This is a genomic window from Marinactinospora endophytica (assembly GCF_054780875.1).
Window position 1 is genome coordinate 861,818 of sequence record NZ_BAAGVM010000001.1, and the last position, 10,978, is coordinate 872,795.

The 10,978-nt window shown below is 69.9% G+C and carries 9 protein-coding genes and 1 pseudogene; 4 read left to right on the forward strand and 6 right to left on the reverse strand.

The window, feature by feature from the left end:
- Positions 1–3 precede the first annotated feature (3 nt).
- From ACYVHU_RS03740 to ACYVHU_RS03750, 3 genes are all read right to left on the reverse strand, one after another.
- A complete protein-coding gene (locus ACYVHU_RS03740; protein WP_235000638.1) occupies positions 4–2,346 on the reverse strand; it encodes an excinuclease ABC subunit UvrA in 2,343 nt (780 codons plus the stop codon).
- A gap of 400 nt (positions 2,347–2,746) precedes the next feature.
- On the reverse strand, positions 2,747–3,277 hold the full coding sequence (locus tag ACYVHU_RS03745) for a winged helix-turn-helix domain-containing protein (RefSeq protein WP_159457195.1): 531 nt from the start codon (positions 3,275–3,277) through the stop codon (positions 2,747–2,749).
- Positions 3,278–3,813: 536 nt separating this feature from the next.
- Positions 3,814–5,268: an MFS transporter gene (locus ACYVHU_RS03750; protein WP_498947494.1), complete on the reverse strand. Its 1,455-nt coding sequence runs from the start codon at positions 5,266–5,268 to the stop codon at positions 3,814–3,816.
- A gap of 283 nt (positions 5,269–5,551) precedes the next feature.
- Here ACYVHU_RS03750 and ACYVHU_RS03755 point away from each other — a divergent pair, with 283 nt between their 5' ends.
- Both ACYVHU_RS03755 and ACYVHU_RS03760 read left to right on the forward strand, forming a co-directional pair.
- Positions 5,552–6,163 carry a TetR/AcrR family transcriptional regulator gene (locus ACYVHU_RS03755; RefSeq protein ID WP_078759795.1) on the forward strand — a complete coding sequence of 204 codons (612 nt, stop codon included), beginning with the start codon at positions 5,552–5,554 and terminating at the stop codon, positions 6,161–6,163.
- A 554-nt stretch (positions 6,164–6,717) separates the two neighbouring features.
- Positions 6,718–7,328 (forward strand): annotated as a pseudogene (locus ACYVHU_RS03760) (CbrC family protein).
- Positions 7,329–7,950: 622 nt separating this feature from the next.
- Here ACYVHU_RS03760 and ACYVHU_RS03765 read toward each other — a convergent pair.
- Positions 7,951–8,193, reverse strand: coding sequence for a hypothetical protein (locus ACYVHU_RS03765; protein WP_498947496.1), 243 nt, complete (start codon positions 8,191–8,193; stop codon positions 7,951–7,953).
- Between ACYVHU_RS03765 and ACYVHU_RS03770 the strand changes: the two genes are divergently transcribed.
- Complete coding sequence (locus tag ACYVHU_RS03770) at positions 8,171–9,502, forward strand: DUF2637 domain-containing protein (protein WP_498947498.1); 1,332 nt, start codon at positions 8,171–8,173, stop codon at positions 9,500–9,502. The two genes, ACYVHU_RS03765 and ACYVHU_RS03770, sit on opposite strands and share 23 nt — an antisense overlap.
- Positions 9,503–9,551: 49 nt before the next feature.
- Here the strand turns inward: ACYVHU_RS03770 and ACYVHU_RS03775 are convergent, their stop codons facing one another.
- Positions 9,552–10,526 (reverse strand): helix-turn-helix domain-containing protein, encoded by a 975-nt coding sequence (locus ACYVHU_RS03775; protein WP_498947500.1) that lies wholly within the window; start codon positions 10,524–10,526, stop codon positions 9,552–9,554.
- A gap of 97 nt (positions 10,527–10,623) precedes the next feature.
- Here ACYVHU_RS03775 and ACYVHU_RS03780 point away from each other — a divergent pair, with 97 nt between their 5' ends.
- Positions 10,624–10,872 (forward strand): hypothetical protein, encoded by a 249-nt coding sequence (locus ACYVHU_RS03780; protein ID WP_498947502.1) that lies wholly within the window; start codon positions 10,624–10,626, stop codon positions 10,870–10,872.
- Here the strand turns inward: ACYVHU_RS03780 and ACYVHU_RS03785 are convergent.
- Positions 10,845–10,952, reverse strand: coding sequence for a hypothetical protein (locus ACYVHU_RS03785; protein WP_498947518.1), 108 nt, complete (start codon positions 10,950–10,952; stop codon positions 10,845–10,847). The two genes, ACYVHU_RS03780 and ACYVHU_RS03785, sit on opposite strands and share 28 nt — an antisense overlap.
- Positions 10,953–10,978 lie beyond the last annotated feature (26 nt).

The following is a 10,978-nucleotide window of genomic DNA, read 5'->3' on the forward strand; positions in this document are numbered from 1 at the left end:
CTGTCACTCCTTGGGGGTCGGGGTGGTGGGGTCGCCGCTGCTCAGGGCGGCGCGCAGGAAGGGGGCGCTGGGGCTGGTGCCCGCCGCGACGTCCTCGGGGGGACCGGCCGAGACGACCCGGCCGCCGGCCTCCCCGCCGCCGGGGCCCATGTCGATGACCCAGTCGGCGCGCGACGCCACGTGCAGGTCGTGTTCGGCGATGAGCACGGTGTTGCCGGAGTCGAGTAGGACGTCGAACGCGTCGACCATGCGCTGCACGTCGGCGGGGTGCAGGCCGGTGACCGGTTCGTCGAGCACGACGAGACCACCGCCGCTGCGCGATCCGCGCAGGATCGCGTTGGACAGCTTGAGGCGCTGCGCTTCACCGCCGGACAGCTCGGTGGCGCTCTGCCCCAGGGTGAGGTAGCCGAGCCCGCAGCGCCGCATCGCCTCCAAGGTGGCGCGCAGCGACGGTGTGGAGGCGAAGAACTCCTCGGCGTCGTCGACCGACAGGTCGAGCACCTCGTCCACGCGCAGACCCTGGTAGCGCACGGCCAGGACCTCGGGTTCGAAGCGTCGGCCCTCGCACGCCTCGCAGGTGACCCAGACGTCGGGCAGGAAATGCATGTCGACCTGGCGGCGCCCGTAGCCGCTGCACTCATGGCAACGGCCGCTCTGGCCGTTGAAAGAGAAGGCCGAGGCGGTCAGCCCGGCGGACTTCGCGGCGTCGGTGCCGGCGAACAGGCGCCGGATCACGTCGAAGGCCTTGGTGTAGGTGGCGGGCGTGGAGCGGGGGGTCCGTCCGATGGGGTCTTGGTCGACCACCGCCTGCCAGGTGACGGACGTGCCCAGGTCGACCCGCTCGACATGCTCAGGGCGGCGGCCCGCCAGCACCTCGGAGACGGCGCCGGCAACGGCGTCGTTGAGAACGGTGCTCTTGCCGCTACCGCTCACCCCGGTGATGCAGGTCAGCCGGTTGGTCGGAATGCGGATATCGACCTGGCGCACGTTGTGCACGTTGACGCCGCCGAATTCCAGCCACGTGGTCGCGGCCGTCACCGGGCGCGGCTTGCGCAGGACCCGGGCCTCACCGGAGAGGTACTGCGCGGTCACCGAACCGGGGGTGCGCCGGACCTGTTCGGGGGTGCCTTGGGCGACCACCCGGCCGCCGTGGCGTCCCGGCCCCGGGCCGATGTCGATCACATGGTCGGCCTGGGCGATGAGGTCGGGGTCGTGGTCGATGAACAGGACGGTGTTCCCGGCGTCGCGCAGCTCGCGCAGGATCTCTGAGAGCGGGGCCTTGTCCACCGGGTGGAGACCGGCACTGGGCTCGTCGAGGATGAAGATGATGCCGGTGAGCTCGGTGCCGAGCTGGGCCGCGACCCGGGAGCGTTGCAGTTCGCCGCCGGACAGGCTGGGGGCGCTGCGGCCGATCTGGACATGGCCCAGGCCCAGCCGTTCCAGCATTCTCAACCGTGAGATCAGCGGCGGCAGCAGCGTGTCGCCGAGTTCGGCCTGGACCGGGGTCAGCGACCGCCCCAGGTCATCCACCCAGGACCGGACCTCGGCGACGGTGCGCTCGGCCATATCGGCGTAGGTGGCACCGTTGAGGGAAGCGCTGCGAGCGGCCTCGCCGTAACCGCTGCCGGCACAGTCGCGGCAGGCGACCTGCTTCATGAAGGGCAGGTAGCGTTCCTTCGCCCGATCGGTTCCGGCGGCCCCGAACAGGCGCTCGACCTCGGCGAGCGCCCCGCGCAGCGGGTTGTTGAACTTGTAGACGAGTTCGGAGTCGCCCTTCTTGTTGGGCACGTTCACCGTTCCGGCGACGGGACGGTCACCAGTGCCGTAGAGAACGGCGTTGCGGAACTCCTCGGGGAGTTCCCGCCAAGGGCGCCCGATGTCGACCCCGTACATCTCGGCCAGCGGTTTCATCGCCACTTGCTCAGGAGATTTGAGCGAGTTGAACCACGGCGATGCCCCTTCGAGGAGCGGAAGGTCGGGGTCGGTGATGATGAGATCGGGAGTGGAATGCAGGGTCGCCCCGGCGCCGTGGCACGTGGGGCAGCCGCCCTCCGGGCTGTACCGGTCGAAATGCCCGGAACTCAACGCCCGCTGGCTGTCCGGGGCATTTCCATCCAGCGCGATCATGCGGGAGAACAACAGACTCAGATAGGCGTCGATTCCCGTGATCGTCGCCAGCGTCGAACGCGCATTGCGGTTGAGCTTCCGCTGATCGACGGCGAGCGTCGTGGTCAAGCCGGATATCCGGTCCACCTGGGGGCGGTCCCGCGGCGAGATGAAGCGCCGGACAAAAGGAGAGAGACCTTCGAGGTAACGCAGCTGCGCCTCGGAGTTGATCGTGTCCATGGCCAAAGAGGTCTTGCCGCTCCCGCTCACTCCGGAGAAGGCGACCAGGCGTCCCCGGGGGATTCGAACGGAAACATCTTGGAGATTATGCGTCCGGGCCCGGACGACTTCGATCCACGGTGGTGCGGTCGAAATCGGGGAAGGGTCGTCCGGGATGCGCCCATCGGGCTCCTGGGCAGGCGCAGACGCGTCATGGAAAGTATTCATATCGGTGAGTGAAGCATAGAGCGAGGAGTGGTCGGAACGAGTGATGCCCGCCTCCGATCGACCCCTCACCTGTCCCTTTCTAGTGGATTCTTCGTTTTATCGCGGAACGACACCGTGGGGAACGCGAAGGAGGCCGGAAGTCGGGCGCCGCCGGACTGCCGGCGCGGCGCCGTCGACTCCGGTCCTGTCTGTGCTAATCCTCCACGGCGTGCAGCCGATAACCCCGGCCGCGGACCGCTTTGATGGTGAGGCCGAGGGGGGTGAGCTTGCGGCGGATGCGCGTGACGTGCAGATCGAGCGCGTTCCTGGTAGGGGTCGAAGGCTCCTCTGACAGGCGCGCGACGAGATCGGCCCTGGAGACGAGCGCCCCGGGATTCTGAATCAAGCACTCTACGATTTTGGCCTGCACAGGGGATAATGCCACGGACTGCGACCTGTAGTGCAGTAATCCGTCTTCCCCGAGGCGCGGCTCCTGCTCGGCTCTGACTCGTTCTTGCACAACTCTTATTCTTTTCCGGAGGTCGTCTTCTGGGAACGGGGCGCGCACCCAGTCCTCGTACACGTCCCAGTAAGGTGGTGCTTTTTCTCCATGGTCGAGGATCAGGACGCGAGGGATTCCGAGCTTCCGGTACAGGTCAACTTTTTCTCTTTCGAGCGGCCAGCGGGCGATCTTGACATCCTGGGAAACGTTTATCCGTTTTCCTGCAAGTCGCTGCCTTCGCAATTCTCTCCCCTTGGTCGCCGATGGCGGGTGCTGATTCCGCGGCGGCTCCGGTGGGATATCCGCGCAATGGGGGATGAAGGCGGCGTGAGATCGGCCGCATACGGCGGATGCCTCCGGTGATTTGTGACTGGGGCGAATCGGGAACGCGCAGACGAGGAGGGGGAGAGTGACCTCTCCCGTCTCTGCCCAGGCAGAAAAGAAATCGGTCCCCCCGTTCCCCCACCTCGAAACCCGACTGAGCGGGCCGAATGGTTCCGTACTTCTTTCCCACCTGCTCTTGTGGGATTATTCGCCGCTGCCATTAACATGCCGCAGACGTACCGGGACAAGGATAGGAGGGAGATGATTGGACGTCCACATACTCTGATCTTGTGATCCCCTGATAACGCCAGGTGAGCAGGCGAATACGACGGATTGGCCGAAATAGGACACTCTGTCGTATTGCCGAGGTCCTCGCTTTGGGCTACGGCCGCCGGCCCGGCTCTTCCGAAGGTGACGACCTGGAGCTCCTCCTTTCCCGGGAAGTCGAAACGGGCTCAGGCCCGGTCGGGCGGCTCGCCAGCCTCGGTCGCCACCGCCTCCTCGGTGGAGGGCGTACTCGAACACCCGAGACGGAGAACGAGGAGGACGCTGAGGGCGATGATGGCCGCGGCGATGAAAAGGCCGGTGCGGTAACCCGCCGTCAGCGCCTCAGGTGTGGCGCCGAACGTCGCCGCCGTGGCGATCGCTCCGATGACGGTGATACCGATCGCGGCGCCGAGCTCCTGCGCCGAGTTGAGGAGCCCCGAGGCCAGCCCCTGGTCCCGCTCGGGCACCCCGGTGGTGCCGGCGATGAGGATGGGCGCGTAGGACAGGGCGGCGCCGACCGCGATGAGCAGCAACGGGGGCAGCGCGTCCCGGAAGTAGTTCCCGTCGGTGGGCAGGCGGGCCATGAGCAGCAGACCGGCGATCAAAAGCCCGAACGCGACGAGGAGGACCCGTCGTGGGCCGTAGCGGGTGGTGAGCGTCCCCGCGAGCGGGGATATCAGCAGGATCAACAGGGTGATCGGCGCGAACGCGATGCCTACGGCCAACGGCGAGTAGTCGAGTACGACCTGAAGGTAGAGGGTCGTGAAGAACAGCGCGGCGGCGAGCATCCCCGCGCTGACGGCGAAGAGCACGTTGGCGCCCGCGACGTTGCCGCTGCGCACCACCCTGACGTCCACGAGCGGGGCGGGATGGGTGCGTTCGACCCGGAAGAACAGCGCGAACGCCACGATGCACGCGATGACCAGCCCGGCCACGACCGCGGTGTTCCTGCCCTCCGCGAGGCCCGTCAACCCGAGCAGCGTCAGGGCCAGCGCGACGGTGAGCAGCACCGCCCCCCGCACGTCGAGCGCGGGGCGCTGCTCGGCCCGGCTCTCCCTGAGGTAATAGCGGGCGAGGAGGAGAGCGGCGATCCCGATGGGGACGTTGATGAGGAAGATGCCCCGCCAGCCGACAGCGTCGGTGATCACGCCGCCGAGCAGCTGCCCGGCGATCGCTCCCCCCGAACCGACGGCTCCCCAGTACCCGAGCGCGCGGTTGCGGCCCGCGCCTTCACTGAAGGCCGTGGTGAGCAGCGCCAGCGCGGTGGGGGAGACCATCGCGGCCCCGACACCCTGTCCGGCCCGGCTGATGACCAGCTGCCACTCGGTCTGGGCGAGACCGGTCGCCAGTGAGGCGAGCGTGAAGACCGTCATCCCGATCATGAAGAGCCGGCGCCTGCCGACCAGGTCGCCCGCCCTGCCGAACGCGATGAGCAGGCTGCCGAAGGTCAGCGTGTAGGAGACCGAGACCAGCGGCAGCCGGCTGTCGGGGATCCCGAGGTCGGCGCGGATGCTCGGGACGGCCACATTGACCACGACGACGTCGACGATGAGCATGAACTGCGCGGCGCAGAGCAACAGGAGTGTCAGGAGCGCCGCCCCTGAGATGCGGCCACCCTCTGACGATGCCGAGGGGTCTGTCACGACAGGTTCTCCTTGATGGTGCGGTCTCGAAGCGCCATGCCGTCAGCCGGTCCCTTCAGTCGGGTGTCGTGTCCGCCGGGTGGGTCGCCGCCACGGGGACGTGCGGGGGCACGTTCACCGCGGGCAAGTGGTGGCCTGGCCGCCGATCGTGTCGGTGACTTCGGCGCGCTGCGGGGCGGGACGGCGTCGGTAGCGCCGAACCGCGTGCCGGCGCGCTCGGGCAGGGCCACGTGGTCACAATACTTTATTGCTGTTAATAAAGTAAAGCGGTTATCATCGATCCATGGCTGGACGACCGCGATCTGTTGATGACGAAGTGATCTTCGAAGCCGTCGCCAGCGTCGTCACCGAAGAAGGGCCCGCGGGGGCGACGCTGGCGACAGTGGCCGCCCGTGTGGGCCTCTCAGGGCCCGCGCTGACCCAGAGGTTCGGTTCCAAGCGGGGGCTCCTGGTCGCGTTCGCCGCCAAGGCGGCAAGCCGGGTTCCCGAGGTCTTCTCACAGGTGAGGGCGGTCCACGCTGATCCGGTCACCGCGGTCGTCGAGGCGTTGGTGACGATGCCGGGACGGGTCACCAGCCGCGAGCACCTCGCCAACAACCTCGCCTTGCTACAGATGGACCTCACCGACCCGGACCTGCGGGAACACGCGGTCTTCCAGAGCCGGTCGCTGCGTGCCGAAACCGCGGCCCTGCTCGACGAGGCCGTCCGGGCCGGGCGGCTGGCGGAGGGGACCTCGCCCGAAGCGCTGGCCATGGACCTTTACACGACCTACAGCGGCGCCATGCTCACCTGGGCGATCGACGGCGAGGGCACCTTGGAGGAGTGGATGCGCTCCAACCTCCTGCGGACGCTCGCTCCGCATCTTCGTGGTTCCGGTGGCGCAGACTCCCGCTGACGACCAGGCCGTGAGGTCGGCTCAGCGCGTTGCGCGCTTCGTGGCGAGCGAGGGCCGCTCGGGAACGGCCCTGATCCGCTCCCCGGAGGGTCACCGCGGGGTTGTGCGGTAACCCCGCACCGGCCGATGGCGAGCGCCGTGCCGGCCTGGCCCGCCAGGGCGTAGCGGCGGGTGGTGTCGAGATCGGCCTGCCCCACCGGGTCGGCCACCGCTCCCCGTCCACCGACTCGCTCACGAGGTCGGTGCCGAAGGCGCAGCGCGTGCGGCCAGGACAACCCCGCCGTCGTCGACCGGCCGATGGCCGTCCCGCCCCGAGCGGGCAGACCACCGCGTTCGCGGCCCGGGTGCGCAACCGTCTCCGCCGTCGCGGTCGCGCCCGAGCGGCCGGCGACCATCCGGGACGTTCCGTGCCGCGTGAACGAGAGAACGCCGCCGGTGGGGGGAGACCTCGCGATATGGGCTGAGAACACTCCGACCGGCTCACGGTGGAAGACGTCGCGTTCCGTCCTCGGGGCCTGTGCGCCGGCGGGCCGTCCGCAATCGGCTGAGCCGCGATGAAATCCGAGGCTCCGCTCGGTCGGGGATCTGCTCGTGGACAGACTAGTAGGCAGGGCCGCCGGGGTGCGGGTCGGGAGCCGGAGACGACCGTCACTCCGCCCTTCTTCCGCTACCACCCGGATCCCCTCGCAAGCGGGTCCATCCGCGCGGCGGCCGAGACGTGTGCCTGTTGCGGGCGCGACAGGGGATGGATCTACACGGCCGCCTTCTCCACCGCCCAGGACGTCAGTGGACGATTCTGCCCATGGTGTACCGCGGACGGGAGCGCGGCCGAACGCTTCGAGGGGCAATTCACCGACTCCTACGGACTCGACGGTGTCAGCGAGGACGTCGTGCATGAGGTCACCCGCCGCACCCCGGCTTCCACGCCTGGCAGGATCCGCGGTGGCTCGGGGACGCGGCCGCCTTCCTGGGCGAAGTCGGGTACGCCGAACCGGCGGCGCATCCCGAGGCCCTCGACCGGCTGCGGACCGATATGCGCCTCAGCGGTTGGCGCGACGAAGACCGGATCGAGCGCTTCCTGGCCGACCTGGGCAAGGGGCCGACCGCCATGCTCTTCCGCTGCGTCGTCTGCGGTACCCACCTCGCCTACGCGGACTCGTCCTGAGCACCGTCCGTGCCGGTGGGGCTGCGGTGGATGCGGGGGCGGGTGACGCCGGTGAAGACCGGGAGGTGGCCGGCCTCGCATCGGTGTCAGAGACGGAGACGCCGGGATCCGGCGGGCCGGGACAAGACGCGTTCAACGGTCGTGAAGGGGGGCGGCTGTCGCCGGCAGGTGGGCCGGGCCGCGCTGGGGCCGACGCCCGTGGCTTGGGGAGGCCTGGTTCCGGCCCGTGATCGCCCAGGTGCTCGGGTTTTCCCCACGGGTTTCCCAGTTGGTACCCACCGGACATGGAAGAGGCCCTTCACTCTCCTGAGTGAAGGGCCTCTGACCTGCTACTTCTCTGTCGGGACGGCGGGATTTGAACCCACGACCCCTTGACCCCCAGATTGTGCGTCATACCCCTACTGACCAGGGGAAACACGCCTACCTACTGGAATAGGTGGACACGGGTGGACCCCAACGGCCACGAAACCCCCTGAGCGGACCGCTCTGGACCCCAGTGGTACCCAGTTGGCCCCACCCGCCCCCCACAGCGAAAACGCCCCCGGCCCGGTGTTCCAGCACCGGACCGGGGGCTTACCCACTACCTGCCAGAACAGGGGAGTGAGCTGTGGAAATCGTACCTTCAGCACTCGATGTCCTCGGGATGCTGTTCGCCGGCGTCCCATGGTGGGCCCGGCTCGCCGCCGCGGGACTCGCTCTCGCCGCCGCCGTCGCCGCCGCGGTGTGGGCCGGCCGGGACCGTCCACCGTGCTGTCGCCCGGGCGGTCGCCGGGGTGCGGGCCGCCGCGACGGGCTCCACGGAGCGCCGGGAGCAGGTGGCGGCGTGGCTGCGAGCCCGAGCGATGACGGTCGCGTTCGGCCTCATCGTCGCGATCGTCACCGGCCTGTCCGCCCAGACCATGGTCGGCTGGCTGCTCTCCATCGGCATGCCCCGGCTGTGGGCCTTCCTCGGCTTCGCCGCGTTCGACGGGGTCGCCGTCATGCTCGCGCTGACCCTGTGGCAGCGGACCCGCCGGGGTGAGGCGACCGGCATGATCCGGCCCGCCCTGTGGACTCTCGTCGGGATCGCGGCGTGGCTGTCCTCCCACCACGCCCCCGCCGGCGGCGACGAAGCTGCGGCCTCCGTGGTGTACGGGCTGTTCCCGATCATCGCCGCAGTCGGTCTGGAGTTTTTGCTTCAGGAGCAGCGGAGGGACAGGGAGTGGCTGCGCGAACAGGCCGGCGAGAAGGCGCGGCGTCGCCTTGCCCTCGTGCGGTGGCTGCACCCCGTCGAGCGGGTCCTCGTGGCGCTGGAACTCGCGAGCGATGAGGAGATGGGCGCCGAGGAGGCGACGCTCCGCGTTCGGGAACGGGTCGCGCAGCGCCGCCAGGAGCGGGCGCGGCGGGCCGCGGTGCGCGCCACATGGCGTCTCCGCCGCGCCCAGACCGCGCACCGGCCGTGGGGTCTCGGATGGGCCGTGTCCGCCCGGGAGGCGCTGCTGGAGGCCCGGGCGCAGGAGGCCCTCGACCGGGCAGGGCTCGCCGAAAACCAGGCCGAGCTGGCCGCGATGCTCGGCGGCCTCCAGATCATGACGTGGGCCGGCCGGATCGCCGCGATGGATCTGGAGTCCCCGGCGGCAGCGAGCCGGGTGATGGCGGACCTCATCACGCCCGCGGCGCTCGCCGAGACGCCCGCTCTCCCCGCAGCGCCGGCCGACCCCGCCCCGGAGCCTCCCGCCCCGGTTCCGCCCGCGCCGCGCCGTCGAGCTCCCCGCGAGCCTGCGCCGCGGGTCGGGTCCGCGCTCGTCGCGGTCCAGATCCGGCAGCGCGTCCTCGGCGCCGTCATCGCGCGCCTGGCCGCCGAGGTCGAACAGCAGCAGGCGCAGGAGGCGCAGGAGGCGACCGTCGTTCCGCTGCGCGTCCGCCGCACCGACGACGAGCTGCTCACCCAGCTGTACTGCCTGGTGCGCGCCGGAGAAGTGCGCGCCGACCGACCCACCGCTGACCAGATCCGCGCAGCGCTGCGGATCAAGCAGGCTCGGGCCCGGCAGATCCGGGACCTCTATGCCGCAGCCGTCTCCCATCCGGACGGCCAGGGGCTGCGGTCTCTGCGCCGGTGTTGGGATCCGGAGTGGTCGCGAACTGGTGGCGTGCGGGTGAAGCAGGTCAAGGAGCCCCTGTTCGAACTGGGCTGAATAGAGGGCGGCCCGCACATGGCTACAGGGTGCGGGCCGCGGTCGTGGGCTAGCGGGCCGCCCGCGCCTGGGTGAGGGCTTGACGGTACTCCAGGGTCCACTCCGCGCCCTGGTACGCAGGGGGGAGCCCGTCCAGGCCGGCCTGGAGGTTCTCGGCCGCCGTCGCCGGATCGCCGAGACCGAGGTGGGCGAGGCCGATCCCCATCCGGGAGAACCCAGGCGAGAGCCAGTAGGCGGTGCCCGGTGGTTCCGTGCCTGCTGCGGTTTCGATCAGGTCGGATGCCTCCCCGAGGAGTCGCTCGGCCGCGTCGCGCTCGCCGAGGAGGGCGTATCCGTGGGCCGCCTGGACGGCGTCGCCGACGCGCTGGAGGGGCGCGGCTCCTGGGGTGTGGTACGCGGCGAGGAACCAGCGCACTATCGCGCGGGGCTGGTTTCGCTGTCGGGCTAGGTAGCCCTTGAAGTTCGCGGCCTGTGCCGCCAGCGGGCCGTGGCACAGGTCGTCGGCGTGCTCCTCTGCCGCGGTCAGGTAGTGGAGGGCCGCCGCGTCGTTGCGGGCCGAGGCGTGGAGCCAGCCGACGAACTGCACCCACTCGGCCGCGACTTCGTGGAGCGCGCCGGCGTGCGGCCCTCGCGCGTTCCTGGCCAGCTGCTCCACTGTCCGCCACTGGGCTTCGGTGGCCGCGATCATCGCGACCGCCGGCAGCGAATCGTCAAGGCGTCGTTGGGCCGCGAGCACGTCGGCCAGCGACGCGACGGTTGCCGCATCGATCCGGGTGGGGTTGGCGATGCCGTGGGCGATCCGGTCGCGGTCGTCGGGGGTGAGCGTGGCGGCGAGTCCGGCGAGTGCGCCACCGGCGCCGAGGAGGTCGTCGAGGGCTTGGGCGAGCTGGGGGGAGGGGCGTTGCCGGCCGGATAGGACGCGGGAGAGGAACGCGGGGTCGTAGTGGATCGCGCGGGCGGCGGCGCGCAGGGACATGCCGCGTTCGGCGAGGGCGGCGCGGACGCGGGCTCCGAAGTCGCTCACGATCGCTCCCAGGGGGTGGGGATGTTGACCGTTGACTGGCAGCCTAGTCAACGCCGTCCCCGCTGCGCCGGGGATTCGCGCGGGGCAGGATGACGGCATGGCTACCGACGATGAGATCGAGCGGCTTCGTAGCCGCTTCGGCGGCGACTGGGATATCCGGCGTTCCCCCGAGGGGATCACCGCGACGCACCGACGCGAACAGCCCGACTGGAAGCGGGAGCGGAGCGGATTCCTCTCCCGGGTGAGCGCGCTGGAGGCCACGATCCTGACGGCCCGGCTGGAGGTCCAGCAAGCCCTTCGTGAAGAGATCGGCTACCCCTATGTACCGTCGGTCTTTCTCACGTAGACGCCGCGCTGGGGGACCACGAACACCAGCTGTTTCTCGGCCAGGACCGCGACGGCTTTGCGGACCGTGCCACGCGCCAGCTCGAACTCCTGCTGGAGCTGTTTTT

Coding starts and splice junctions, on each gene's coding strand:
- ACYVHU_RS03740 (WP_235000638.1), bottom strand. CDS start 2,346: ATGGACACGATCAACTCCGAGGCGCAGCTGCGTTACCTCGAAGGTCTC.
- ACYVHU_RS03755 (WP_078759795.1), top strand. CDS start 5,552: ATGGCTGGACGACCGCGATCTGTTGATGACGAAGTGATCTTCGAAGCC.
- ACYVHU_RS03770 (WP_498947498.1), top strand. CDS start 8,171: ATGACGGTCGCGTTCGGCCTCATCGTCGCGATCGTCACCGGCCTGTCC.
- ACYVHU_RS03765 (WP_498947496.1), bottom strand. CDS start 8,193: ATGAGGCCGAACGCGACCGTCATCGCTCGGGCTCGCAGCCACGCCGCC.
- ACYVHU_RS03780 (WP_498947502.1), top strand. CDS start 10,624: ATGGCTACCGACGATGAGATCGAGCGGCTTCGTAGCCGCTTCGGCGGC.